Origin of the sequence: Rhodobaculum claviforme, from assembly GCF_016653255.1 — a bacterium.
In the GTDB taxonomy this organism is placed as follows: domain Bacteria; phylum Pseudomonadota; class Alphaproteobacteria; order Rhodobacterales; family Rhodobacteraceae; genus Rhodobaculum; species Rhodobaculum claviforme.
In genome coordinates this window covers 1-25097 of sequence record NZ_NHSD01000276.1, presented here as the reverse complement: position 1 = coordinate 25097, position 25097 = coordinate 1, and the positions used below count along the sequence as shown (strand labels likewise).

The following is a 25097-nucleotide window of genomic DNA, read 5'->3' as shown; positions in this document are numbered from 1 at the left end:
GCGTTCATGGACCGCCTGTTCGAGCGCATCGAGGACGAACCCGGCATGAGGGGTCGTGCTGACACGCCACCCGGCGATGCGCCGAGCGTAGGCGTCGATGACGAAAGCCACATAGACGAACCCCTTCCAGGTGGCGACATAGGTGAAGTCCGAAACCCACAGCATGCTCGGCGCTGGCACCCGAAACTGGCGGTTTACCTTGTCCAGCGGACAGGGCTGCTTCTTGTCGGGGATCGTCGTCCTGTGCGGCTTTCCTCGGATAATGCCCTGAATATCCATGTCCTTCATCAACCTCGCAACAGTGCAGCGGGCGACATCGAACCCCTCGCGGCGCAGCTGGTGCCAGACCTTGCGCACGCCGTAGACGCTCCAGTTCTCCCCAAAGACGCGTCGGATCTCGGGGCGCAGAGCATCGTCCCGGCGCGCACGATCCGACCGCCGCGCCGGATCGGCCCGCTTCGCTAGATGATCATGGTAGGTGGACGGGGCGATCGGCAGAACCGCGCAGATCGGCTCGACCCCGTGCGCATCCCGGTGNTGTAGGAGGACGCGTCATTGAGTCCGTAAGGCGACACCCAGATTTACGAGGTGTCGCCTTGGCCTGATCGATTTCCTGGCAGGGGTTGTCGGGGGAGGACGATGGGTCGTCTCGAGATCGAGGGACGGACGGCGATGGCGGTCTTGTTGAAACAGGGGCATTCGCAGAGCGCGGTGGCGCGGCTTCTGGGGGTGAGCGAGGGGACGGTGCGGTACCACCGCAAGCGGTGGGCGTCGGATAGCGGCGACGGTCGGAGCAAGCAGGAACTGAAGGCTGCGGCGCATGCGGAGGCGATTGCGCACTGGCGCAGCCAGCAGGAGGGTGGCCGGGCCAACCTGGCCGAGCTGCACGCCTGGCTGTGCCGCGAACACGGCTATGGCGGCAGCCTGAAGTCCGTGCAGCGGTACTGGAGCCGGACGTATCCGGCACCGGCCATCCGGGCGCGGCGGCGGGTGGAGACGCCGGCCGGGGCGCAGGCGCAGGTGGACTGGGTGGAGTTTCCCGGCGCGGTGCTGGGCTGCCAGACGGTAGATCTCGTGGCGCTGATCGTGACGTTGTCGTGGAGCCGCAAGCGCGCGGTGGTCTGGGCCCGGTCGAAGGACATGCTGTCGTGGCAGTCCTGCCAGCTGGCCTGCCTCCAGCGCCTGGGCGGCGTTCCTGCGGTGCTGCGGATCGACAACGTGAAGACGGCGATCGCGAAGGGCGCCGGGGCATGGGGCGTGATCAACGAGACCTACCGGCGGTTTGCGGTGCAGCTGCAGTTCCATGTCGACGCCTGCCAGCCGCGCCACCCCCAAGGCAAGGGCAAGGCCGAGCGCGGCGCCCGCGACCTGCGCGAGGTCGTGGATCCGAGGCTCGAGCCCTTCGAGAGCCTCGAGCATCTGCAGGCTGTGACCGATGCCCGGCTGGAGGACCGATCCCGCCGGCTGCGCTGCCCGCTGACCGGGACCCCCATCGCCGATGCCTGGGAGCAGGAGCGCCGGCTGCTGACGCCGCTGCCCGAGACGCTGCCGGAGCCGTTCGATGTCGTCGTGCGCCGACCGGTGGAGGTCGACTGCATGGTCAGCTTCGAGGGGCGTCGCTACAGTGTGCCGTTCCGCCTCGTCGGGCAGGAGGTCGAGGTGCGCGGGCTGGCGGGACACGTGCAGGTTCTCAAGGACGCCGCGGTCGTCGCTGAACACTCCCGGGGCACCGACGCACTGCTGCTGCGTGACGAGGCCCACTACGAGGGCAAGGATACCGATCGGGTGCGCGCGCCGATGCCGCTGGGGCGGATGGGGCGGCGCCTGCAGGAGATCGCCGCCAGCAACGTCCAGCACCGTTCCATCGACCTCTATGCCCAGTTGTCGGAGGTGGCGCGATGACCTCCCCCCGCGTGAAACTCGACATCGACGCCACCCATGAGAAGCTGGCGGCCCTCGGCTTCACCCATGCCGTCGAGGCACTGGAGGGCCTGCTGTCCGAGGCCGTGCGCGCCGAGATGCCGGCGCATGTCTTCCTCGACCGGTTGCTGGAGGCCGAGCGCTCCGGCCGCGAGGAGCGCCGCATCCGCACGATGCTGAAGACGGCCAAGATCCCCAGCGGCATGACGCTGGAGAACTTCGACTTCGCGTTCCAGCCCGCGATCGAGCGCTCGCGGATCGAGACGCTGGCCACCGGCGCCTGGATCCGCAACGCGGAGGTGGTGCTGATGCAGGGCCCGCCAGGGGTGGGCAAGTCGCATCTTCTCTGCGGCCTGGGCATCCGGGCGATCCAACTCGGCTTCTCGGTCCAGTACTTCCGCTTCGACGAGTTGCTGACGGCACTGCGCGCCGACGCCCACCTGCCGCCCACCCGGATCAAGAGCCGCAAGTACATGTCCACCACGCTGCTGCTGATCGATGAGATGGGCTACGACCCGATGAACCGTGAAGAGGCCAGCCTGTTCTTCCGCCTCGTCAGCTATCGCTATGGTCGCGGCGCCATGATCATCACCACCAACAAGAGCATCCGCGACTGGACCGAGTTGCTCGCCGGTGACGAGGTGCTGGCCACCGCCATCCTCGACCGCCTGCTCCACCGCGCCAATGTCCTCAATATCAAGGGCCGCAGCTATCGGCTCCGCGACCTCGAGGACGCCCTCAAAGGCTGAGCCCACCCACAGTACCCAACGGCCCGCGGCCCCGGGGGCGCGCGCTCTGACTCTTGGCGGTCAGCGCGCGCCCCCGGGGCCGCTCCGTTGCGCGACACCTCGTAAGACTGGATGTCGCCTTAGCTCGTAAGACTGGGTGTCGCTTGACACNCATCGTCCCGGCGCGCACGATCCGACCGCCGCGCCGGATCGGCCCGCTTCGCTAGATGATCATGGTAGGTGGACGGGGCGATCGGCAGAACCGCGCAGATCGGCTCGACCCCGTGCGCATCCCGGTGCGCGTCGATGAAACCCACCATCACTTCGACCGGCGGTCGAGCTCCGCCATCGCAAAATACGCCGACGCCTTCCGCAGGATCTCGTTGGCCTGGCGCAGCTCGCGGTTCTCGCGCTCGAGCGCCTTCATCTTCTCGGCTATCTCGGTCGGCACGCCAGCGCGTCGGCCGCTGTCCACCTCGGCCTTCTTGACCCAGTCGTTCAGCGTCTGCGGCGTGCAACCGATCTTTGCCGCGATCGACATGACCGCCTGCCAGCGCGACGCATGCTGACCCTCGTTGTCCAGGACCAACCGCACCGCGCGGTCACGCACTTCCTGAGAAAACTTGTTCGTTGTCTTGCTCATGATGCTCCATCCTACTCAAGAGTTGGAGCCTCCGGCAAACCCGGCGCGGTTCAACCCGACAGCCAAGGGCGTCCGATCCAGTTCTTCATCACGGCCGGCCAGGTCAGCGATTACGTCGGCGCGCGGGCGCTGTGCGGCTCCCTGCCGGCGGTCGAGTGGCTGATTGCCGACCGGGGATACGACGCCGACTGGTTCCGAGAAGCGTTGCAGGACAAGGGGATACGGCCCTGCATCCCCGGCCGGAAGTCCCGAGGGAAGGCGGTTCGCCACGACAAACGGCGGTATAAGCGCCGCAATCGCATCGAGATCATGTTCGGCCGGCTGAAGGACTGGCGGCGCATTGCCACCCGCTACGACAGATGCCCGAAGGTCTTCATGTCCGCCATCGCGCTGGCTGCAGCCGTCATCTTCTGGCTATGAGAAAGGACGAGTCCTGACCCTAACCTGGATGTCGCCTTACGGACTCAGTGAAGCGTCCTGCGACACCCAGACCGACGCTGAGAAGCGCAAAGCCGTCTTGGGCTCAGAGATGTCCGGGAGAAGGATCACTGCCGGCCCGACCGGAGCGACGCCGAGAGCGGCGGCACCCTCGCTCTAGAATCTGGCGTACGTCACCTGTCACATCACACCCGGGCCGAGGGACGGGGCCGAGTCTTCTTGCTGGGCCGCACCCTGGACAAGCTGCTTCACCATGCAGGGCGCCTCTTTCTGACGCGCCATCCGCTTTACGCCGACGCGCGGCGGGTGAGTCTCGGGTTTGAAGCGCTTTGTGCCCTTGTGGTCGATAGGGCGCAGGGCGAGGAATGCAGCGACGCGCTGGTCCGAGCAAACTGGCTGCGCAACCTGCCGAATAACAGCTGTCTGGAGGCGGGGTGTATGGCGAAGGGTGCTCTCTCCCTCCGAGTGTCAGCAAGGCCATGGCAGTGCGCGACGTTTTGCTGGGCACCTGCAAACAGCGTGGCGCTCAGGAATTCGAGGCACAATTCGGCATGAGTGACCCCGGCGGAAGGAAGTTCCGGCCGAGTTGCCCCGGTGCTCCCCACCGATCGTGAGGGCCGCGCGACTACGCGTCTTCAGTGGTCTGACTGAAATATTGGAGCGGGCGATGAGATTCGAACTCACGACCCCAACCTTGGCAAGGTTGTGCTCTACCCCTGAGCTACGCCCGCGTCCGAGGAGGCGTTTAGGCCGTTCGCCGGGGGGGTGCAAGCGGAAAATTTCGGGACCGGCAACTTCCTGTGGAACACCGCGGTGAGGGGGCGCTGTGTGCGCTGAGCGCTCAGGCAGGCTCTGGAGGAGGCGGCCTCGTCAGGCGGCGCGGCGCTCGATTGCGGCGCGGTGGGCGACGCTGTCGGGGAGCTTGATGCCTTTGATGGTGCTGGGAAATCGAATGGCACCGTCTTGCTTGCGCGCCAGCTTGCACCATGACCTTGACGCCGCCATGCCGAGGGTGACCGCCATTTCGCGGTCTTTTGCGACGGCGCCCCGTTGGTGCGCACGATCCGCGCCGGACGGTTGCGAACGCGCTCTAGACGGGAGGTGGCACGGATGCTCGGCCGGGACGTCGTGAAAGGCCAGCAGGCCTTTGACAGCCGGGTCACGCTGCGGGCGCTTCTGGCGCCGGACGTCTTCTGGAAGGTCCTGATGCGCGACCGGCGCGTCCACTGCGGCAGGGTGGTCGAGCGGCAACGGACTCCTCTTCGCGGCCGCCATGTCGCTGGCGTGGTCGCGCAAGGAGGGCCGCTGCACCGGCATGGGGCCGGTCCCGTTCTGATTCACCCGCGTGGGGGCGGTGCCGTGATGGACAGCGCGGCTTCCGGGCATCGCGCAGAAGCCCGGCACACAAACCGCCGAGGTGGGACGGGCAGGCGCGCGACGCCTCCGGTCACAGGCGAAGGCCGCCCGGGCACCCGGCGCCGTTGTTGGGCAGGCCGGGAGGTCCGTCGTCGGGCAAGCACCGGGCGTCTTGCGATCCCTGGCACTGCGGCCTTCACGGCGTTGGTCGTGCCTGTCGGTCGGGGCGGGGCCGTCACGGTATGGAATGGAACGCCACCGCACCAGAGCGAGCGCGGCCAGACGGGACGGTTCCGGGTCTTGCGCCCCGGAATGGGCGTATCGCCCACCGGTTATGCTGCCGCCACTGCCGTCCAGGCATGAAAAAAGGGCCTGTGACTGGCCCTTTTTCCGAATTCTGCCTCGGCCCCCGGCTACGGGTGGCCTGGCTTGTCAGCCCACCAGCGCGATGTTGGTGGCCGACTGGCGGCCGTCGCGGCCGGTCTCGAGGTCGAACGTCACCTTGGCGCCGTCATCGAGGCCGCGCAGGCCCGCGCGCTCGACCGCCGAAATGTGGACGAACACGTCCTTGGAGCCACCATCCGGCTGGATGAAGCCGAAGCCTTTGGTTGCATTGAACCACTTCACGGTGCCATTGGCCATCGTGAGATCTCCTGTCAGGGCGCTGCCCGCGGAAGTGCGGCAGCTTGGCGCAGTCCGTAACGATATCGAGCGCCTCAGGCCGTGGTCGGAGATAGCAGTCGACAGTTGGTAACTCGCCCGACAATTATGGAAGCGGACCGCGCGCCTTGCAAGGATTTTTTCGAAACCTGTCGCGGCCGATCCCTCAGCGCCCCTGCTGCGGCGCCTCGGCTGCGAGGTCGAACAGTCGGTTCGGTACGGTCATGCCGGTGCGCAGTTGTCCCAGCACCACCGTCGTCTCGCGCCCGGCGTCGTCGGTCACGCGCCACTGGCGCAGCTCGGTCGGGGCGGCGGTGAACACGAGTTGCAGCGTGCCATGTTCGGGCCGGTCGGGGTCTTGGGCGACGACCACGGTGGTATCGCCGTCCTGGCGGTGCGCCACGACCATCCGCGCCTGCGTCAGGTCGACCCTCGGCGCGAGGATCAGGCTCAGCGGCGTGCGGGACAGGGGGTATTGCGCGGGGCCGGTGTTGGACTTGCGATCGAACACCGCAACGGTGCCGGATGCCGCGATCACCAGGCTGTTGTCGGGGCTGTCGTACTCGAACCGCATCCGCCCCGGGCGCCGGATCCACAGTTGCCCGGTGCTGAGAGAGCCGTCCGGATTGACCTGCGTGAACTCCGCTTGGGCGGTCTGAATGGCGTTGAAATAGCGCGAGATCTCGCCTAGCGGGATCGGCGCGGCCGCCGCCGGACGCCCGAGGGCGGCCCATGCCAGCGGCGCAAGGAGGAGGGTTCTGCGGTCCATGTCCCTGATATAGGCAATCCGCGCGCAGCCGTCATCCCGTCCCGCGGGTCACGTTTTGCGGAAAGTTGCGCTATCGCGCGCCGGGGTCGCGGTGCCGTTTACTCCGACCGGGCGAACCCCTTGGCGAGAGAGGCCGCCTCCGCTAAGGCGGGACCACTGGCGCCGGAGGACCGGCGGCCTTCCCCGAGACGGAGCGCTCCGGTGATCGATCTGGAAACCTGGCGCAAGGCGTGGTCGCTGCTCAACGCACGCGAGAAGCGCAACGCGCTGCTCGTGCTTGCGGTTGCGGTCCTCGCGGCGGCGACGTCAACGGCGATGGTGGGCGCGGTGATGCCGTTCCTCGCAGTGTTGTCCGATCCTGGACGAATCGCCACCACACCGGCGCTGGCATGGCTGTACGATCGGCTCGGCTTCCGGTCGGCCTATGGGTTCCTGATGATGCTGGGCGTCGGGGCGCTGGCGGTGATCATCGTGGCGACGGCGATGCAGATGCTGAGCACGTATGCGGTGGCCCGCTTTGCCCAGATGCGCGTGCACAGCCTCAGCCATCGGCTGATGGCGCGCTACCTAGGCCAGCCCTATGAGTTCTTTCTCGACCATCACTCCGGCGACATGGGCACCCGCGTGCTGGCGGAGGCCGGCGAGGTCGTCTCCCGCTGCCTGCGCCCGGCGGCCGTGATCGTCACCTCGCTGCTGACGATCTTGGCGCTGCTGGCGTTTCTGCTGTGGGTGTCGCCGGGGGTGTCGATCGTGGCCTTCGCGGTGCTGGGCGGGTCGTACGGGCTCGTCTATGCCATCACCCGCGCACGGCTGCGCAAGCTGGGCGTGGCGCGGGCTGCGGCCAATGCCGAGCGGTTCCGCATGGCATCCGAGGCGCTGGGCGGGGTCAAGGACATCAAGCTCCTTGGGCGCGAGGCCGCCTATGTCGACCGCTTTCGCGTCCCGTCGCAGCGGCTGGCGAAGGTGGATGTCAAGATCCAGCTTCTGAGCCAGTTGCCGCAGCTTGTCATCCAGGCGGTTGCGTTTGGCGGCATCATTCTGCTGTGTCTTGTCCTGGTGCGGGCCAGCGACTTCGAGGGCGGCGAGGCGATCGGCGCCATCGTGCCGCTTCTTGGGGTGTTCGCACTGGCCGGGCAGCGGATGATGCCGGAGCTTTCGCGCCTTTATGGCTCGATCGCAGTGATGCAATCGGGGCGGGCGGTCGTCGATCTCGTGCATGCGGATCTTGTGCGGGGGGATGGGCGGCCTCTGCCGCGGGTCCGGGTCGGCGGGCTTGGCTTGCGCCAGGAGATGCGTCTCGATGCGATCAGCTACCGGTATCCCAACGCCGAACGTCCGGGGGTGGAGGGCATCAGCCTGACCGTCCGCGCGGGCGAGCGGATCGGGATCGTCGGCAGCACCGGCGCGGGCAAGACCACGCTGGCCGACATCGTCCTGGGGCTGTTGCGGCCGCAGTCGGGCTGGATCGTCGTCGACGGCCAGGTGGTGGACGACAGCCGCGTGCGCGCCTGGCAGGAGAGCGTGGGCTATGTCCCGCAGGACATCTTCCTCACCGATTCCAGCGTGCGCGAGAACATCGCCCTCGGCGTCCCCCCCGAGGAGATCGAGGACGAGCGGGTGCAGCGCGCGGCGAGGATTGCCTCGCTCGACACTTTCGTGCGCGAACAGCTGCCCGAAGGCTACGACACCCGGGTCGGCGAGCGCGGTGTGCGCCTGTCGGGTGGCCAGCGCCAGCGCATCGGGATCGCGCGGGCGATGTACCATGACGCCGACCTGATCGTGTTCGACGAGGCGACCAGCGCGCTCGACAACCTGACCGAGCGGGATGTGATGACGGCGATCAACGCGCTGCCCGGCGACAAGACCATCCTGATGATCGCGCACCGGTTGAGCACGGTGAAGGTCTGTGACCGCATCGTGGTGCTGGATCAGGGACGTCTGGTCGCGGTCGGCCCGTGGGAGGAGCTTCTGGCCACCAGCCCCGAATTTCGCCGCATCGCCGAGGTGGCCAGGGTCGCCTGAGGCGCACCGCCTCAGCCCGCGGGACGGTGCTGCGACGGCAGCAGCACCGCCAGCAGCCCCAGCGCCGGCAGCAGTCTGCAGATCAGATAGACGGTGGCCAGCCCATGGCGATCCGCCACCACCCCCAGCGCCGCCGCCGCGATCCCGCCCATGCCGAAGGCAAAGCCGAAGAACAGCCCTGCGATCATGCCCACGCGACCGGGCACCAGCTCCTGCGCATAGACGACGATGGCGGGAAAGGCGCACGACAGCACCACCCCGATCACCACCGACAGCCCCAGCGTGCCCCACAACCCCACATGCGGCAGCGCCAGCGTGAACGGCAGCGCGCCCAGGATCGAGATCCAGATCACCGTCAGCGCCCCGACCCGGTCGCCGATCACGCCGCCCAGCGCCACCCCCAGCGCCATCGCGCCCAGGAACACGAACAGCATCACCTGGGCCGGTTGCAGGCCGATCCCGAACCGCTCCATCAGGAAGAAGGTGTAGTAGCTGGAGATGCTGGCGGTATAGGCGTTCTTGCTCAGCACCAGAACGGCCAGCACCGAGATCAGTGCCACCACCCGCCCGCGTGGCAGCCGCAGGGCGGGCGCCGCACGGCCCGGTCCGCTGGCGCGGTTCAGCCGCCCGTGCCAGGCCGCGACCCGTCCCAGGATCGCCATGCCCAGCAGCGCGGCCACCGCGAACCACGCGATCGAGGGCCGGCCCAGCGGCACCACCACGAACGCCGCCATCAGCGGGCCCAGCGCACTGCCCAGATTGCCACCGACCTGGAACAGCGATTGTGCCGTGCCATGCCGCCCGCCCGAAGCCAGCCGCGCCACCCGGCTGGCCTCGGGGTGAAAGACCGCCGAGCCGACGCCGATCAGCATCGCGCCCGCCAGCAGCAGTCCGTAGCTGGGCGCATAGGCCAGAAATCCCAGCCCGATCAGCGTGGCGCCCATGCCGATCGGCAGTGCTATCGGCGCCGGGTGGCGGTCCGTCGCCAGTCCCACCGCCGGCTGCAGCAGCGACGCGGTCACCTGGAACGCAAGGGTCATCAGCCCGATCTGGCTGAAGCTGAGGGCGAACTCGGCCTGAAGCAGCGGATAGATCGCCGCCAGCATCGACTGCATCACATCATTGAGGAGGTGACACAGGCTGAGGCCCGCGATCACCGCCCATGTCACCGCCGGCGCCCCTGCCGGTGGGGCGATCCGTGCCGTTGCGCCGTCGCCCGTGGCCATGCCGCCGCTCCTTGCCGCCGTGGTCGTTGCCGTCCCGGGGCACCTTCGGGGATCGTGGCGGGGGGGACAAGATGCAGACGCTTGCGCCGCGCGGACGGCTGCGGCAGGGTCGCGGCATGTCCGATGCTGCCATCCTCGACGATCTTTCGCGGCCGCATCCCGAGTCCACGCTGGGCACGCGCTGGGCGCTGGTGACCGATGGGGTGATGGGGGGCGTCAGCCAGGGCCTGCTGCGGCGGGCGGATGTGGCGGGCCGGCCCGCGCTGCGCATGACCGGTACCGTCCGCACCGAGAACAATGGCGGGTTCGTGCAGATGGCCCTCGACCTTGCGCCGGGGGGCGGGACGCTGGACGCGCGCGGCTGGGCTGGCCTGGAGCTGGACCTGCTGGGCAACGGCGTGGAGTACGGCGTGCACCTGCGCACCGACACCATCGCGCGTCCGTGGCAATCCTGGCGCCAGCCGGTCACGCCCGCACGGCGCTGGAGTACGCTGCGGCTGGCGTTCGGGGATTTCGCGCCGCACCGCATCGACGCGCCTCTTGATCGGTTGCGGCTGCGCCGGATCGGGCTTGTGGCGATCGGCCGCCCGTTCGAGGCCGATCTGGCGCTCGGCGGCCTGCGGCTCTGGCGCTGATGGCGCTCAGGCGGCGGGTTTGCGGCTGCGCCGGTCGAGGTCGGTCTGCACCGCCGGGGTGCCGGTGGCGGGCAGGGTGACGATGGGCAGCCCCTCGCGCGACAGCAGCACCGCGACGGGGCGCAGCGCGGGGATGTGCGAGCACACGATCATCACCCCCACCATGATCGGCACCGCCAGGAACATCCCCACCACGCCCCACACCAGCCCCCAGAACGCCAGCGAGATGATGATCCCGAACGACGACAGCCGCAGCGTGCGCCCCATCAGCATCGGGTCGATCACGTTCCCGACGGTGAACTGGATCGCCCCCGAGGCGGCAAAGATCACCAGCGCCGTGGCCAGATCGGCCACCTGCACATAGGCCACCAGCCCCACCACCACGGTGGCGATGATGGACCCGAGGTTGGGGATGAAGTTCAGCACGAAGGTCAGGATGCCCATCGCCGCCGCCAGCTCCAGCCCGAACAGCGTCATCAGCCCATAGACCAGAAGCCCCGTGATGCCGCTGACGAACGCCTTGACCAGCAGGTAATAGTTCACCGAGCGCACGATGGAGCCCATGATCTTGCCCACCAGCTCGGCCTGTTCGGGATCGCCCATCAGGTTGCGCAGCTTGGTCGAGAACCAGATCCGCTCGGCGAACAGGAAGCCCATGAACAGGATCACCAGCACCACCCCCGACAGGATGTTGCCCGCCTGTCCCGCGGCGGTGCGGATATAGCCGGTGACCTCGATGGTGCGGATGGAGGACAGCACGGCCTCCTCCACGTCGGCGCCCATCCACGCGAAGGCCTGCGCGATCGCGCGTTGCGCCTGGTCGGTATAGGACAGCGTGGTCGACACCACCATGTTGATCTGCGCCAGCACCAGCCCCGACAGCGTCAGCAGCGCCGAGGCGATCAGCAGCACCGCCACCAGCGACGCCACCCCGTTGGAGATCCGGATCGGTCCGATCCGCACCCGCGCGATGGAGTTGATCGCGTCCGACGTCAGGCTGAACAGGATGATCGCGATGGCCAGCGAGATCAGCACGAACTTGGCCGCGATCAGCATGTAGAGGACGATGCCGAAGGCGATGACGCCCAGGAGCCAGGTCTGCAGGCGGAACTTCTCGCCGAAGGTCAGCCGCGTCGGGGGGACGGGGTGCTGTCCGTTGCCTTGTGTCATCGCACACCTCCCTGCGGCGCCATGATGTGCCTGCCTTGCACCGTGGCGCGGTGGCCGGCGCCGCCGGGTCCACGATCCGCCCGCGCCAGCCCCCGACATTAAGCCCGCCCCGCCTGCGGAGCAAGGTCGCAACCGTGCCCGCGCGCGTCGTGCCGCACCCCCCGGATGGCCCATGCCGGTCAGGCGGGCAGGGGGGCGCGGTCAGAAATATCTTGCCATCGCGCCCGCGATTGGTAAGACCGACTTACCACAATAAAGAACCCAGGGAGGGGTAAAATGTCCGACAAGATGACGCGTCTGATGGGAACCGCCGCCGCAGTGGGCGCCATTGCGATGATGGTCACGCCGAGCCCGGCCGACGCCCTCGACCGGGTGCGCTGGCAGATCCCGATGAGCTTCGCCTCCACGCTGACGGCGCTGGGCGACACCATGCCGTGGGTGGCCGACCAGCTGCGCGCCGTGTCCGACGGTGCGATCGATCTGCGCGTGGCCGAGCCCGGCGCGCTGGTGCCGGCGCTGTCGATCTTCGAGAACGTCGCCGACGGCAACATCGACGCCGGCTACAGCTGGATGGGCTACGAGTGGGGCACGGTTCCGGCCGCGGCGCTGTTCGGCGCCACGCCGTTCGGCCTCGAATCGGTGGAGTTCCTGGCGTGGATGACCCACCACGGCGGCCAGGAGCTGCTGGAGGAGACCTTCCACCCCTACAACGTGCATCCGATCCTGTGCGGCACCATCAGCCCCGAGACCGCCGGCTGGTTCCGTCAGGAGATGAACACCGTCGAGGACCTGCAGGGCCTGCGCTTCCGCGCCGCCGGCGTCGGCGGCGAGATCTTTGCCGAATTCGGCATGTCGGTGACGCTGCTGCCCGGTGGCGAGCTGTACCAGGCGCTGGAGACCGGCACGCTCGACGGCACCGAGTTCTCGCTGCCCACGGTGGACGAGCAGCTCGGCTTCTACCAGGTGGCGGATTATCTGTACCTGCCTGGCTGGCACCAGCCCTCGACCAACCAGTACCTGTACGTCAACCTTGACGTGTGGAACGGCCTGAACGATCAGACCCGCGCGATCATCGAGATGACCTGCATGGCCGGCAACGCCTATGCCATCGCCCGCGCCGAGGCCCTGCAGGGCGCTGTGATCACCAGCTTCGAGGAGCGCGGCACCAACGTGCGCACCTACTCCGACGAGCAGATCGCGGCCTTCTACGAGGCGACGCAGGCCGTCATGGCGCGCAACTCCGAGCGCGACGAGATGTTCGGCAAGGTCTATGCCTCCATGATGGAGTTCCAGGCCGAACTGCGTCCGTGGAAGGAGCAGGGCTACCTGCCGCGCGACTGGCAGTCCCGCATCGAGGACTGATCGACCGACGGGCGGCAGCCGCCGCCCGGGGTTGATCGCGGCCCGCGCCCCCGGCGCGGGCCCGTGCGTGCGGCGCCCCGGGAGGGGGCGCCCACGCGCAGGTACCGGAAGCGGTGCGCGGCGGCGCGCGCCTGATCACACGGGGTGTCCGGCGGCGGCGGTGGCACGCGGGCACGCGCGGACAGGTCCGGCGCGCGTCGGCGCGCAGGCCCCCGCCACCGGCGTCGGGGAGGCGCATCAGGTCATGGGCAAGAGCGACATCGACATCGATCCCGCGCAGGTCGAGCAGGCTTCGGCACGCGGACATGCACTCGATTTTCCACGCACACGCCTGTCGGACGCGATCGAGGCGGTGATCGACGTCGTCGGCGGCGTCATCAACTGGATCTGGATCGTGCTGGTCCTGGTCATCGTGGCCAATGTGGTCGGCCGCTACGCGCTGGGCGTCAACTACATCTGGGTCGAGGAGATGCAGTGGCACATGTACGCCGTGGGCTTCATGCTCGGCATCGGCTACGCGCTGCGCCATGATGCCCATGTGCGTGTCGATGTGGTGGCGATGAACCTGCGCCCGCGTACCCGCGCCGTGATCGAGCTGCTGGGCCTTCTGCTTCTGGTGGCGCCGATGGTCTATCTGATCCTGCTCTATGCGATCCCCTTCACCGAGGCGTCGTTCAACCGCGGCGAACGCTCGTCGGCGCCGGGGGGGCTGGCGAACCGCTGGGCGATCAAGGGCGTGATCGTGGTGGCCTTCGTGTACCTGGGGCTGGCGGCATTCGCGCGGGCGGTGCGGATCTGCGCGCTGCTGTTCGGCGTGCCGCGCCCCCGCGCGTCGCGCTGACGCGCCGCCCACCGCACACAGACGAAATTCCCGGCGCGGCTGCCGGACCCCGGAGGACAGGGACGGATGCTCGAAGTCAACGAAATCCTCGTCATCGCCATGCTGGTGTCGTTCATCGCGCTCATCTTCACGGGGTTTCCCGTGGCGTGGGCGCTGGCGGGCATATCGGTGGCGTTCAGCTTCGTCGCGATCTGGGGGTTCGAGTATCTCGACTGGGATACCTATTTCCTGACCGACATGCGTATCTTCGGGGTGATGGTGCAGCGGATCTGGGGGCAGATGTCCAACTGGATCCTGGTCGCGCTGCCGATGTTCATCTTCATGGGGCTGATGCTGGAGCGCTCGGGCGTCACCGAAAAGCTGATGGCGAACTTCATCCAGCTGTTCGGGCGCTACCGCGGCGGTCTGGCGCTGGGCGTGGTGGTGATCGGGATCCTGCTGGCGGCCTCGACGGGGATCGTGGGGGCCTCGGTGGTGCTGCTGGCGATGCTGTCGATGCCGATCATGCTCAAGCAGGGCTACAACAAGGGCTTCGCCTCGGGGGTCGTCGCCTCGGCCGGGACGCTGGGGATCCTGATCCCGCCGTCGATCATGCTGATCATCATGGCCGACCAGATGTCGGTGTCGGTGGGCAACCTGTTCATGGGCGCGCTGATCCCGGGGCTGATGCTGGGGACGTTCTACATCATCTTCATCATCGTGGCGGCGACGCTGTTCGTGAAGCTGGCGCCGGCGCCCACGGACCTGCCGCCGGTCACGCTGCGGCTGGTGCTGTCGACGCTGTGGGCGGTGGTACCGCCGGTGCTGCTGATCCTGGCGGTGCTGGGCTCGATCTTCATGGGCTTTGCCACCCCGACCGAGGCGTCGGGGGTGGGCGCGTTCGGGGCGACGCTGCTGGCCGCGCTCAACGGTCGGCTGTCCTGGGCGGTGCTGAAGGAGGTGGGGATGAAGACCACCCTGACCACCGCCTTCATCTTCGGCATCTTCCTGGGCGCCACGATGTTCGCCGTTGTGATGCGCCAGCTGGGTGGGGACGAGTTCATCTCGGGGCTGTTGCAGGGGCTGCCGTTCGGGCCGGGGGGGATCGTGCTGACGATCCTGTTCATCGCCTTCCTTGCGGGGTTCTTCCTCGACTGGCTGGAGATTTCGCTGATCATGCTGCCGCTGGTGACGCCGGTGGTGGCGGCCCTGGGGTTTGACCCGATCTGGTTCATCGTGCTGTTCGCGGTGACGTTGCAGACGTCCTTCCTGACGCCGCCGGTGGGGTTCTCGCTGTTCTACCTCAAGGGGGTGGCGCCCAAGGAGGTGACGATCTTCGACATCTACAAGGGTGTGATCCCGTTCGTGCTGTTGCAGCTGCTGGCGGTGATCCTGGTGTTCTCGTTCCCGCAGCTGGTGTTGTGGCTTCCGGGGCAGATGCTGGTGCAGTAGCGCCCGGCCGTCAGCCCAGCGCCTGGCGCACATGCGCGAGGCCCTCGGCGATGTCGGCGCGGATCGCGGCCTCCAGCGCTGAGACATCGCGCGCCGTCAGGGCGGCCAGCGCGTCGCGATGGCGGTCCGGCAGGCCGCTGGCGCCCGCGCAGACCACCCGCAGCGACGGCGCGACCCGCAGCCACAGCGTGGTTGCCAGCCGTTCCAGCACCGCGCTGTCGGCGGCGGCATAAAGCGTGAAGTGGAAGCGGTGGTTCTCGCGCAGATATCCCGCCACGTCGCTCGCCGCGATGGCCGCGTCCAGCGCCGCGTCGATGTCCGCAAGCGTGGCAACCGCCGCCGCGTCCAGCCGGGGCGCGGCCATGCGCACCAGCCGCGGCTCGATCGCCAGCCGGGCAAAGGCGATCTCCTCCAGCGCGGCTTCGGTCAGGCGGGGGACCGCGATGCGCCGGTTGCCCAGCGGCACCAGCGCGCCCTCGGCGGTCAGGCGGCGCAGCGCCTCGCGCACCGGGGTCATGCCGGCGCCGGTGGCATCGATCAGGCCCTGGATGGTGACGGCCTCGCCGGGGGCGAGGGCGCCGTGCAGGACCATGTCGCGGATGCGGGCATAGGTCGCCTCGTGGGTGGGGATCTTGGCGGTCATGGCCCGTCGATGACCTGCCAGCTGGCAAAGGGAAAGGGGCGGTGCCAGGCCTCGGGGCCGTCGCGGGTGGCGTGCACGGCCTTGAGGATCCCGGCATGGGTGACCGCCAGCACCGGGCTCGGCCCGCGCGCAAGGTCGGCCAGGGCCGCGGCGGCGCGGGTGGCCATCTCGGCCACCGTCTCGCCGCCGTGGGGGCGGGCATGCAGCAGGTCGGCGGCCCATGCGTCGATCTCGGCGCGCGGGATGGCATCCCAGGCCACCCCCTCCCAGCGGCCGAAGTCCATCTCGATCAGCCGGGGATCGATGCGCAGGGGCAGCGCGCGCGCCGTGGCGATCGCCTGTGCCAGCCGGTGGCAGCGCGACAGCGGGCTGGTGACGACCTGCGTGACCGGCGGCAGCGCATCGGCCAGCCGCGCGGCCTCGGCCGCAAAGCACGGGCCAAGGTCGAGGTCGGTGCGCCCGTAGCACACGCCCTCGGCCACCGCCGGGCGGGTGTGGCGCAGCAGGATCACAGCCACGCCAGCACCCCCAGCAGGAACCCCACCTCCGAGCATTGCTGCACCGCGCCCAGGCAATCGCCGGTGTAGCCGCCCAGGCGGCGCTCGTAATACGCCCGCATCGCCAGATGCCCGAGCACCATCCCCCCCAGCCCCGCCAGCAGCGCGCCTGGCGGAAGCGCCCACAGGGCCAGCGCCGCCACCGCCGCCGCGGTCCCCAGCGCCAGCCCGAGGTCGGCCGGCGTCACCCCCTCCTGCACCGGCTTGGCGGTGCCGTGGTCGCGCGCATACCGCCCCGTGGCGATCGCCAGCACCGCCGAGGCGCGGCTGGTCGCCTGTCCGGCCACCAGCGCCACCGCGCCCGCAACGGGGGGCATCGCAGCCAGCGCCACCACCCGCCCCGCCAGCATCAGCCCCAGCCCGGCCGCGCCATAGGTGCCCAGCCGGCTGTCGCGCATGATCTCCAGCGCGCGTTCGCGCGTGGCACCGCCGCCCAGCCCGTCGCAGGCATCGGCAAATCCGTCCTCGTGGAACGCCCCCGTCAGCAGCAGCCCCGCCGCCACCGCCAGCAGCGCCGCCAGCACCGGCGGCCACAGCGCGCCCGCGCCCAGCCACACCGCCGCCATCACCGCCCCCGTGAGGACGCCGACGGCGGGAAACCATGCCGGGATGCGGGCCATGCGCGCCGGGCTCCACAGATCGGGGTCGCGCACCGGCAGGCGGGTCAGGAACTGCACCGTCAGCAGGAAGACCGCGCGTTCCTCGCGCCAGCGCGACAGGGGGGTCATGCGGGGCGGCTCACGCCGGCGGCGTCGAAGCTGGCCATGTCGCACAACATCGCCGCGGCCGCGCGCAGCAGCGGCCAGGCCAGCAGCGCGCCGGTCCCCTCGCCCAGGCGCATCCCGAGGTCCAGCAGCGGCTGCGCCTCCAGCGCCTCCAGCGCCGCCGCATGCCCGGCATCGCCCGAGCGGTGCGAGAACACCAGCGCCGGGCGGATATGCGGCGCGCGCCCCAGCGCCACGGCCGCAGCCGAGGTCGCGATCAGCCCGTCCACCAGCACCATGCGGTGGGCCTCGGCGGCGGCCTGCATCGCGCCGGCCATCATGGCGATTTCGAAGCCGCCGAATTCGGCCAGCGCCGCGTCGGGCGAAAGGCGCTCCGGCACCCGGGCCGAGGCGGCCGCCAGCACGGCGTTCTTGTGCGCGAGTCCCGCGTCATCCAGCCCGGTGCCCCGGCCCACCAGCCGCTCCAGCGCCACCCCCGTCAGGCGGTGCAGGAGCAATGCCGCCGACGAGGTGTTGGCGATCCCCATCTCGCCCAGCGCCAGCGCGTCGCCGGGGGCGGCGCGGGCGATCTCGGCGCCGGTTGCCAGCGCCCGCGCGGCCTGGTCGGGCGTCATCGCCGGGCCATGGCGCAGATTGGCGGTGCCCCGGCCCACGGGGCGGCGGATCAGGTCGGGGTGATCGGGCATCGCCCCCGCGACGCCCGCGTCGACCACCTGCACCCCGGCGCCCAGCGTGGCCGCAAACACGTTCGCCGCCGCCCCACCGGCAAGGAAGTTGCGCACCATCTCCACCGTCACCGCCTGCGGAAAGGCCGAGAGCCCTTCGGCCGCGACGCCGTGGTCGGCGGCAAAGATCACCAGCGTGCAGGTGTCCATGCGCGGCACGAGGGTCCCTTGCAGGCGGGCGATCTGGGCGGCCAGCGCCTCGATCCGTCCCAGCGCCCCGAGGGGTTTGGTCTTGCCATCGATTGCCGCGCGCAGCTGCGCGTCGAAGTCTGCATCGTCCATTCGCGTCTCCTGTCTGCGACCGGCCGTCGCCATAGCAACGCGGGCGCGCGATGGACAGCCCGCCCGGTGCCGGGCAGCCGCGGCGCCGTGCCCCGGTCAGGCGGCGGCGAGGTCGGCCGCCCGCAGCAGCTGCGGGATCTGCGCACGGAAGCGGAAAAACCCATGCGTGGCATGCGGCCAGGCGCGGCTGTCCCAGCCAAGGCGCGCGCGCACCAGCGCGATGGCATGGGGGGCAAGCGCCGCCTCCAGCGTTTCCAGCGCGGTGGCCGCGGGTCCGGTGGGCGCCCAGGGCGTGACAATCTGCGCCAGCCCCTCGGCGCGGGCCCAGGCGACCACGGCGGCCGGGTCGGCGCAGGCGGTCCCCGGGGCCTCCTGGCGCGCCGTCGCGTCCTCCAGCGCGCCCCGGGTGAAGGCGTGCACCCCGGGCGCCACCTCCAGGGCCGAGCGCCCCGCGGCGCAGGCCAGCGTGGCCACGGCCCGCGGGCGCAGGCCCCGGTCGGCCAGCCAGCCGGTGGTCAGGTCCTCCTCGGTCAGCAGCAGGCCTGCGGGCCGATCGGCGTGCCAGCCTGCGGCGGCGGGCAGGGCGCGCGGCGCGGGCGGTGGCGGGCTGTCGAGCGGCTGCGCGCTGCGCGCCAGACCCTGCGGGCGGAACCGCCCGTCGGTGTAGCGCGCGATGTTGTCGGCCTGCGCGAGGTAGATCTTGCCGCGTGTCTGGATCCCCGCCACCCAGCGCCAGCCCAGCGTGTTCGACGCCGGGTCGCCGTCCAGCAGGTGGCGCAGAAAGAAATCCGCCCCCAGCGCCCACGGCAGCCGCAGTGTGAAGATCCAGATCGAGGCGAACCACATCCGTGCGTGGTTGTGCAGCCAGCCCGTGTCCACCAGCTCGCGCGCCCAATGGTCGAAGGCGTCGATGCCGGTCTCGCCCCGGCAGGCGGCCTGCCAGTCGGCGCGCAGGCCGGATTCGGTCGCGATGCGGTCCAGCCCGTGGCCGACCTCGCGGCGGTAGTCGTGCCACACGCCGGGGCGCAGCTCCAGCCAGCCCTTCCAGTAGCTGCGCCAGAACACCTCCTGGATGAACTTCTCGGCCGCGTCGGCGCTGTGCTTGCCCAGGGTTGCGGCGATCACCTCCGCCTCGGTCACGAGGCGGTGACGGATCCACGGCGACAGGCCCGACACATGCGGGTGCCCCTCCAGGTCATGGTTGCGCCGTGCGGCATATGCGCGCCCCGCCTGCGGCACGAAGCGGGCCAGCCGGTCCAGCCCGGCGGCGCGGTCGGGCGAAAATCGGGGCGGGGTCATCGGCGGGCCTTTCGCTGCGGCAACAGCGCCGCAGGTAGCCCCGCGCACGCCCCGGCCAAGGGCGCGATGTGCCCGCGGCCCTTGCAGGGGGTCGGGCCGCGTCCTAAGACTCAAGGAAGGCAAGATTTGAGCAACATCCCCGGGGTAGACCCAACCGGGCAGGTGACAGGCAGAGGCAGCAGAACATGCGCGATCCGATCGAGACCTACATGAACCTCGTGCCCATGGTGGTCGAGCAGACGAGCCGGGGCGAACGCGCCTATGACATCTTCTCGCGCCTGCTGAAGGAGCGCATCATCTTCCTGACCGGTCCGGTGCATGATGGCATGTCCAGCCTGATCGTGGCGCAGCTGCTGCACCTGGAGGCGGAGAACCCGTCCAAGGAAATCTCCATGTACATCAACAGCCCCGGCGGCGTGGTGTCGTCCGGCCTGTCGATCTACGACACCATGCAGTACATCAAGCCCAAGGTCTCCACGCTGGTGGTGGGGCAGGCGGCGTCGATGGGCTCGCTGCTGCTGACGGCCGGCGAGAAGGGGATGCGGTTCTCGCTGCCCAACAGCCGGGTGATGGTGCACCAGCCCTCCGGCGGGTTCCAGGGGCAGGCGACCGACATCTCCATCCACGCCAAGGAGATCCTGGAGCTGAAGGAGCGGCTCAACCGCATCTACGAGAAGCACACCGGGCAGGACTATGCCACGGTTGAAAACGCACTGGAGCGTGACAACTTCATGACGGCGGAGATGGCCCGCGACTGGGGCATCATCGACCAGATCGTCACCCATCGCGCCGCGCCGGATGCGCCCGCGACGTGACCGTCGGGAACGCGCCACGGCCGGGCGGGGCAGTTTTGCGTTGTGATGGGCCCGGCCGTGCCCTAGTCTTGGGACCGGTCGGCGCCATCGGGCGCGCCCGGCATGGTCAGATCATGAACAGCGGCCGCAGAGGACAGCCATGAAGAACAATTCAGGCAGTGACAGCAAGAACACGCTCTACTGCTCGTTCTGCGGCAAGAGCCAGCACGAGGTGCGCAAGCTGATCGCGGGACCGACCGTGTTCATCTGCGACGAGTGTGTCGAGCTGTGCATGGACATCATTCGCGAGGAAACGAAGTCCACCGGTTTCAAGACCAAGGATGGCGTTCCCACCCCGCGCGAGATCTGTCAGGTGCTCGACGACTACGTCATCGGGCAGGTCCACGCCAAGCGGGTCCTGTCGGTGGCGGTGCACAACCATTATAAGCGCCTCAACCATTCGGCCAAGTCGCCGGAGGTGGAGCTGGCGAAGTCCAACATCCTGCTGATCGGCCCGACGGGCTGCGGCAAGACGTTGTTGGCGCAGACGCTGGCGCGCATCCTCGATGTGCCCTTCACCATGGCCGACGCCACCACCCTGACCGAGGCCGGTTACGTTGGCGAGGATGTGGAGAACATCATCCTCAAGCTGTTGCAGGCGTCGGAATACAACGTGGAGCGTGCGCAGCGCGGCATCGTCTACATCGACGAGGTCGACAAGATCACGCGCAAGTCCGACAACCCCTCCATCACCCGCGACGTGAGCGGGGAGGGGGTGCAGCAGGCGCTTCTGAAGCTGATGGAAGGCACCGTGGCCAGCGTGCCGCCGCAGGGCGGGCGCAAGCATCCGCAGCAGGAATTCCTGCAGGTGGACACGACCAACATCCTGTTCATCTGTGGGGGGGCGTTCTCGGGTCTCGACCGGATCATCGCGCAACGCGGCAAGGGATCGTCCATCGGCTTCGGCGCCGAGGTGAAGGACCCCGAAGCGCGCCTCGTGGGCGACGTCCTGAAGGAGCTGGAGCCGGAGGACCTGCTGAAGTTCGGCCTGATCCCCGAGTTCGTGGGCCGTCTGCCGGTGGTCGCCACGCTGATGGACCTCGACGAGGATGCCCTCGTCACCATCCTGACGGAGCCGAAGAACGCGCTGGTCAAGCAGTACCAGCGCCTGTTCGAGATCGAAGGGGTGGAGCTGACGTTCACCCCGGACGCGCTGCGCACCATCGCCAAGCGAGCGATCAAGCGCAAGACCGGCGCCCGGGGGCTGCGCTCGATCCTGGAGGATATCCTGCTCGACACCATGTTCGAGCTGCCGGGCATGACCGGGGTCGAGGAAGTGGTCGTCAACGAGGAGGCCGCATCCTCCACCGCGCGCCCGCTGCTGATCTATGCCGAGCGTCGGGATGAGCCGGTGTCGGCGGGCTGACGCCCACGCGCATGGACTGCAAAAACGGCCCGCCGATCCCGGCGGGCCGTTTTCGTTAGCGCCGCGTCAGAGGACATAGCGCGACAGATCGGTGGAGCGGGACAGCTCGCCCAGGTTGCGTTCCACGAAATCCGCGTCCACGACGACCGCCTCGCCCGTGCGGTCGGGGGCCACGAAGGACAGCTCCTCGAAGACCCGCTCCATCACGGTGTAAAGCCGCCGCGCGCCGATGTTCTCGACCGAGCGGTTGACCTCGGCGGCGATGCGCGCCAGCGCCGCGATGCCGTCCTCGGTAAAGCTCACGGTGACGCCTTCGGTCCCCATCAGCGCCGTGTACTGGCGGGTGAGGGCGTTTTCGGTTTCCGTCAGGATGCGGACAAAATCGGCCTCGGTCAGGGCGCGCAGCTCCACCCGGATCGGCAGGCGGCCCTGAAGCTCGGGCAGCAGGTCGGACGGCTTGGCGACGTGGAAGGCGCCCGAGGCGATGAACAGGATGTGGTCGGTGTTCACCGCGCCGTATTTGGTGGACACGGTGGTGCCCTCGATCAGCGGCAGCAGGTCGCGCTGCACGCCCTCGCGGCTGACCTCCGCGCCCTTCATGCCGTCGCGGCCGCAGACCTTGTCGATCTCGTCCAGGAACACGATGCCGTTTTCCTGCACCGCCTCCAGGGCGGCGCGGTTCACGGTCTCGTCATCCAGCAGCTTGTCGGCCTCCTCGCCCACCAGCACCTCGTAGCTCTCGGACACGGTCAGGCGCTTGCGCATCTTGCGTCCGCCGAACGCCTTGCCCAGCAGGTCGCCGAGGTTCATTCCGCCCGCGCCGCCCGGCGGCATGCCGGGGATGTCCATCATCGGCAGCGACGGGCCGGGGTCTGACACCTCCACCTCGATCTCGGTGGCGTCCAGCTCGCCTGCGCGCAGCTTGCGGCGGAACATCTCGCGGGTCTGGGGGCGGGCGTTCTCACCGGCGACGGCGTCGATCACGCGCTCCTCGGCGGCGGCTTCGGCGCGGGCCTTGACCTCCTCGCGCATGTGGGCGCGGGTCATGGTCACCGCGGCCTCGGCCAGATCCCGGATGATGCTTTCGACGTCGCGGCCGACGTAGCCCACCTCGGTGAACTTGGTCGCCTCGACCTTGAGGAACGGCGCGCGCGCCAGCTTGGCCAGGCGGCGGCTGATCTCGGTCTTGCCGACGCCGGTCGGCCCGATCATCAGGATGTTCTTGGGATAGACCTCGTCCTGCATCGCGGGATCGAGCTGCTTGCGCCGCCAGCGGTTGCGCAGCGCCACGGCGACGGCACGCTTGGCGTCGGCCTGACCGATGATGAAACGGTCGAGTTCCGAGACGATTTCGCGGGGGGTCAGGCTGGTCATGCGCGGGCTCCTGTTGCTTGGGCGGTCACTTACGCATCGCGGGCGCGAAGTCCAAGGGCGGGTTCAGGCGCGCGACAGGATCGCCAGGGCCTCGGCGTGGATCGACGGGTTGGCGGCGGCCAGCACGCGCCCGCCGCCGTGCGCGGGGCCGCCCCGCCAGTCGGTCACGACGCCGCCCGCGGCCTCGATCACCGCGATCGGGGCGTGGATATCATAGGGGTGCAGGCCGGCCTCGACCACCAGATCGATCTGGCCTGCGGCGATCAGCGCATAGGCATAGCAGTCCAGCCCGTAGCGCGTCAGCCGACAGCGCGCCGACAGCTCCTGGAAGGCGGCGCGTTCCGCGTCGGTTCCGATCTCGGGAAAGGTGGAGAGGAGGATCGCCTGCTCCAACGGGCGCGCGGGGCGGGTCGTCAGCGCCTGGCGCCCGCGCGGTCCGTCCATCCAGGCGCCCGTGGGGGTGCCCACGAACCGCTCGCCCGTCCAGGGTTGGTCGATCACGCCGATGCGCGGCCCGGTGACATCCGACAGCGCGATCAGCACGCCCCAGGTTGGCGCGCCCGCAAGGAACGCCCGTGTGCCGTCGATGGGATCGAGCACCCATGTCAGCCCGCTGGTGCCGGCGGTGGCGCCGCCTTCCTCGCCCAGGATGGCGTCCTGGGGGCGGCGTGCAGCCAGGATCGCGCGCATGGCGGATTCGGCTGCGTGGTCGGCGGCGGTGACGGGGTCAAAGCCGGCCGTGGCCTTGTTGTCCGCCGCGAGATCCTGTGCGCGGAAATACGGTAGCACGGCTGTGCGCGCCGCATCCGCCAGGTCCAGCGCCGTGGCCAGAAGCTCCTGCGCGGCGTCGTCTGTCAGTTGCGGTCCCGCCATGCCCGTCCCCCTTTGCGCGGTGCTACTCCGGCGCGGGGGGGACGGCAAGGCGGCGGTCAGGCGGCGTCGCCGAGGACGCGGGCGAGGTCGAACAGTCGGCGGCGCTGCCCCTCGGGCATGGCGTAGTAGGCGCGCAGCAGCTCCAGCGCCTCGCGGTCAGCGAGCATGTCGCCGTTGCCGTTGGTGGCGATTTCCGCGCCCTCCAGCCCTTCGAAGAAGAAGCCCACGGGCACGTCCAGCGTGCTTGCGATGTCCCACAGCCGCGACGCGCTGACGCGGTTCATCCCGGTTTCGTACTTCTGGATCTGCTGGAACTTGATTCCGACCGCCTCGGCCAGCTGCTGCTGGGTCTGGCCCAGAAGCCAGCGGCGGTGGCGGATGCGTTTGCCGACATGTACGTCCACGGGGTGTTTCATCTGTCCGGTCTCGCCTTTTCATGCTTCCCTCACCAATCATTATGCAATTTCCGTGCCAACCTTGGAGGGGCGGGAAAATAAATCATGGCGGGTCGCCGGGCCTTGGCTGTGCAGGCCCAGGGCCAGGCCAGCCAGGCCAAACAGCCGGGGGCGGAGTGCGCAGGGTTGCGATCACCCAGGGGCTGTGTTGCGAAATGCAATGCAGAATGCAACACAGCCATGGCGGTACTGTGCAATGTGCAACATATCCCAAAAGGATCCCGCACTGGTCCCCGCGCCGCCCATCCGCTAGGGCTGGCAGCCGACGCAGGGCGATGACGGAGGGTGGTGGCATGCGCGCGATGGTGGTGGAGGCGCTGGGGATGGCCCCCCGGCTGGAGCCGCAGGCCGAGGGTCCGACCCCCGCGGCCGGAGAGGTCCTGGTGGCGGTACGGGCCTGCGGGCTCAACTTTGCCGACCTGCTGATGATCGAGGGCAAGTATCAGGAGCGCCAGACCCCGCCCTTCACCCCCGGGATGGAGATCGCCGGCGAGGTGCTGGCGCTTGGCGCGGGTGTCACCGGTTTCGCGGTGGGGGACCGGGTGATCGGATTTCCCGGCCATGGCGGGCTGGCCGAGCGGGCGGTGGTGCCGGCCGCGCGCTGCGTGGCGCTGCCGGAGGCGATGGACTTCGTGACCGGCGCGGCGTTCCAGGTTGCCTATGGCACCTCGCATCTGGCGCTGACGGATGCGGGCCGGCTGCGCGCGGGCGAGACGCTGCTGGTGCTGGGGGCCGCCGGGGGG

23 protein-coding genes, 1 tRNA gene, 3 pseudogenes and 1 other annotated feature are annotated in these 25097 nt (G+C 69.3%); of the genes and pseudogenes, 11 read left to right on the top strand and 16 right to left on the bottom strand.

The features are described 5' to 3' along the window. A pseudogene (locus CCR87_RS11170) lies at window positions 1–537 on the bottom strand (IS3 family transposase); the annotation flags it as partial. Window positions 538–639: 102 nt separating this feature from the next. Here CCR87_RS11170 and istA point away from each other — a divergent pair. Together istA and istB are read left to right on the top strand one after the other, a co-directional pair. After that, entirely contained in the window at window positions 640–1902 is a 1263-nt protein-coding gene (istA, locus tag CCR87_RS11165; protein ID WP_201157602.1) for an IS21 family transposase, read from the top strand. Beyond that, window positions 1899–2669: an IS21-like element helper ATPase IstB gene (gene istB, locus CCR87_RS11160; protein ID WP_201157601.1), complete on the top strand. Its 771-nt coding sequence runs from the start codon at window positions 1899–1901 to the stop codon at window positions 2667–2669. Before istA ends, istB begins: the two co-directional genes overlap by 4 nt. A 151-nt stretch (window positions 2670–2820) precedes the next feature. Here the strand turns inward: istB and CCR87_RS11155 are convergent. Further along, window positions 2821–3291, bottom strand: a pseudogene (locus tag CCR87_RS11155) (transposase); the annotation flags it as partial. Next, window positions 2894–3010: a sequence feature (AL1L pseudoknot), on the bottom strand. (Overlaps the previous pseudogene by 117 nt.) Window positions 3292–3348: 57 nt before the next feature. Between CCR87_RS11155 and CCR87_RS11150 the strand changes: the two are divergent. Beyond that, window positions 3349–3711 (top strand): annotated as a pseudogene (locus CCR87_RS11150) (IS5 family transposase); the annotation flags it as partial. Window positions 3712–4385: 674 nt separating this feature from the next. On the opposite strand, the gene CCR87_RS11145 reads toward CCR87_RS11150, so the two are convergent. From CCR87_RS11145 to CCR87_RS11130, 4 genes are all read right to left on the bottom strand, one after another. After that, window positions 4386–4460: transfer RNA gene (locus tag CCR87_RS11145), tRNA-Gly, on the bottom strand. Between the two features lie 139 nt (window positions 4461–4599). Next, window positions 4600–5046, bottom strand: coding sequence for a hypothetical protein (locus tag CCR87_RS11140; protein WP_207186622.1), 447 nt, complete (start codon window positions 5044–5046; stop codon window positions 4600–4602). Window positions 5047–5517: 471 nt separating this feature from the next. Continuing rightward, window positions 5518–5727, bottom strand: coding sequence for a cold-shock protein (locus CCR87_RS11135; RefSeq protein WP_201157599.1), 210 nt, complete (start codon window positions 5725–5727; stop codon window positions 5518–5520). A 184-nt stretch (window positions 5728–5911) separates the two neighbouring features. Next, window positions 5912–6514 carry a LolA family protein gene (locus CCR87_RS11130; RefSeq protein ID WP_201157598.1) on the bottom strand — a complete coding sequence of 201 codons (603 nt, stop codon included), beginning with the start codon at window positions 6512–6514 and terminating at the stop codon, window positions 5912–5914. A gap of 201 nt (window positions 6515–6715) precedes the next feature. Here CCR87_RS11130 and CCR87_RS11125 point away from each other — a divergent pair, with 201 nt between their 5' ends. Beyond that, entirely contained in the window at window positions 6716–8536 is a 1821-nt protein-coding gene (locus CCR87_RS11125; protein ID WP_201157597.1) for an ATP-binding cassette domain-containing protein, read from the top strand. 11 nt (window positions 8537–8547) lie between these two features. Here the strand turns inward: CCR87_RS11125 and CCR87_RS11120 are convergent, their stop codons facing one another. Then, window positions 8548–9762: an MFS transporter gene (locus CCR87_RS11120; protein WP_201157596.1), complete on the bottom strand. Its 1215-nt coding sequence runs from the start codon at window positions 9760–9762 to the stop codon at window positions 8548–8550. Between the two features lie 116 nt (window positions 9763–9878). Here CCR87_RS11120 and CCR87_RS11115 point away from each other — a divergent pair, with 116 nt between their 5' ends. Further along, window positions 9879–10397 carry a CIA30 family protein gene (locus CCR87_RS11115; RefSeq protein ID WP_201157595.1) on the top strand — a complete coding sequence of 173 codons (519 nt, stop codon included), beginning with the start codon at window positions 9879–9881 and terminating at the stop codon, window positions 10395–10397. A gap of 6 nt (window positions 10398–10403) precedes the next feature. Here the strand turns inward: CCR87_RS11115 and CCR87_RS11110 are convergent, their stop codons facing one another. Next, window positions 10404–11567, bottom strand: a complete 1164-nt coding sequence (locus tag CCR87_RS11110; RefSeq protein WP_201157594.1) for an AI-2E family transporter — start codon at window positions 11565–11567, stop codon at window positions 10404–10406. 276 nt (window positions 11568–11843) lie between these two features. Here CCR87_RS11110 and CCR87_RS11105 point away from each other — a divergent pair, with 276 nt between their 5' ends. From CCR87_RS11105 to CCR87_RS11095, 3 genes are all read left to right on the top strand, one after another. Further along, the gene (locus CCR87_RS11105) at window positions 11844–12929 is read left to right on the top strand and encodes a TRAP transporter substrate-binding protein (protein ID WP_201157593.1); all 1086 of its coding nucleotides are present in this window, start codon (window positions 11844–11846) and stop codon (window positions 12927–12929) included. Window positions 12930–13173: 244 nt separating this feature from the next. Then, window positions 13174–13770 carry a TRAP transporter small permease subunit gene (locus CCR87_RS11100; protein ID WP_201157592.1) on the top strand — a complete coding sequence of 199 codons (597 nt, stop codon included), beginning with the start codon at window positions 13174–13176 and terminating at the stop codon, window positions 13768–13770. 66 nt (window positions 13771–13836) lie between these two features. After that, complete coding sequence (locus CCR87_RS11095) at window positions 13837–15201, top strand: TRAP transporter large permease (RefSeq protein ID WP_201157591.1); 1365 nt, start codon at window positions 13837–13839, stop codon at window positions 15199–15201. Between the two features lie 10 nt (window positions 15202–15211). On the opposite strand, the gene CCR87_RS11090 is transcribed toward CCR87_RS11095, so the two are convergent. The 5 genes from CCR87_RS11090 to CCR87_RS11070 all read right to left on the bottom strand — a co-directional run bounded on the left by CCR87_RS11090 (window position 15212) and on the right by CCR87_RS11070 (window position 19432). Continuing rightward, window positions 15212–15844, bottom strand: coding sequence for a GntR family transcriptional regulator (locus CCR87_RS11090; protein WP_201157590.1), 633 nt, complete (start codon window positions 15842–15844; stop codon window positions 15212–15214). Continuing rightward, window positions 15841–16362: a histidine phosphatase family protein gene (locus tag CCR87_RS11085; protein ID WP_201157589.1), complete on the bottom strand. Its 522-nt coding sequence runs from the start codon at window positions 16360–16362 to the stop codon at window positions 15841–15843. The genes CCR87_RS11090 and CCR87_RS11085 overlap by 4 nt, the downstream gene beginning before the upstream one ends. Beyond that, window positions 16353–17129, bottom strand: coding sequence for an adenosylcobinamide-GDP ribazoletransferase (gene cobS / locus CCR87_RS11080; RefSeq protein ID WP_201157588.1), 777 nt, complete (start codon window positions 17127–17129; stop codon window positions 16353–16355). The genes CCR87_RS11085 and cobS overlap by 10 nt, the downstream gene beginning before the upstream one ends. Next, window positions 17126–18133, bottom strand: coding sequence for a nicotinate-nucleotide--dimethylbenzimidazole phosphoribosyltransferase (gene cobT, locus CCR87_RS11075; RefSeq protein ID WP_201157587.1), 1008 nt, complete (start codon window positions 18131–18133; stop codon window positions 17126–17128). The genes cobS and cobT overlap by 4 nt, the downstream gene beginning before the upstream one ends. 96 nt (window positions 18134–18229) lie before the next feature. Then, window positions 18230–19432: an FAD-binding domain-containing protein gene (locus CCR87_RS11070; protein ID WP_201157586.1), complete on the bottom strand. Its 1203-nt coding sequence runs from the start codon at window positions 19430–19432 to the stop codon at window positions 18230–18232. 185 nt (window positions 19433–19617) lie between these two features. On the opposite strand from CCR87_RS11070, the gene CCR87_RS11065 reads away from it, so the two are divergent. Both CCR87_RS11065 and clpX read left to right on the top strand, forming a co-directional pair. Further along, window positions 19618–20247 carry an ATP-dependent Clp protease proteolytic subunit gene (locus CCR87_RS11065; protein WP_201157585.1) on the top strand — a complete coding sequence of 210 codons (630 nt, stop codon included), beginning with the start codon at window positions 19618–19620 and terminating at the stop codon, window positions 20245–20247. A 139-nt stretch (window positions 20248–20386) separates the two neighbouring features. Further along, window positions 20387–21652 carry an ATP-dependent Clp protease ATP-binding subunit ClpX gene (gene clpX / locus CCR87_RS11060; RefSeq protein ID WP_201157584.1) on the top strand — a complete coding sequence of 422 codons (1266 nt, stop codon included), beginning with the start codon at window positions 20387–20389 and terminating at the stop codon, window positions 21650–21652. 66 nt (window positions 21653–21718) lie between these two features. Here clpX and hslU read toward each other — a convergent pair whose 3' ends face one another. The 3 genes from hslU to CCR87_RS11045 form a co-directional block, all read right to left on the bottom strand. Then, window positions 21719–23026 (bottom strand): ATP-dependent protease ATPase subunit HslU, encoded by a 1308-nt coding sequence (hslU, locus tag CCR87_RS11055; RefSeq protein ID WP_201157583.1) that lies wholly within the window; start codon window positions 23024–23026, stop codon window positions 21719–21721. Window positions 23027–23089: 63 nt separating this feature from the next. Then, window positions 23090–23899 (bottom strand): histidinol-phosphatase, encoded by an 810-nt coding sequence (gene hisN / locus CCR87_RS11050; RefSeq protein ID WP_201157582.1) that lies wholly within the window; start codon window positions 23897–23899, stop codon window positions 23090–23092. A 56-nt stretch (window positions 23900–23955) separates the two neighbouring features. Beyond that, window positions 23956–24315: a helix-turn-helix domain-containing protein gene (locus CCR87_RS11045; RefSeq protein ID WP_201157581.1), complete on the bottom strand. Its 360-nt coding sequence runs from the start codon at window positions 24313–24315 to the stop codon at window positions 23956–23958. A 332-nt stretch (window positions 24316–24647) separates the two neighbouring features. On the opposite strand from CCR87_RS11045, the gene CCR87_RS11040 reads away from it, so the two are divergent. Next, window positions 24648–25097 (top strand): alcohol dehydrogenase catalytic domain-containing protein (locus CCR87_RS11040; RefSeq protein ID WP_201157580.1); only part of this gene is annotated, 450 nt, incomplete at its 3' end.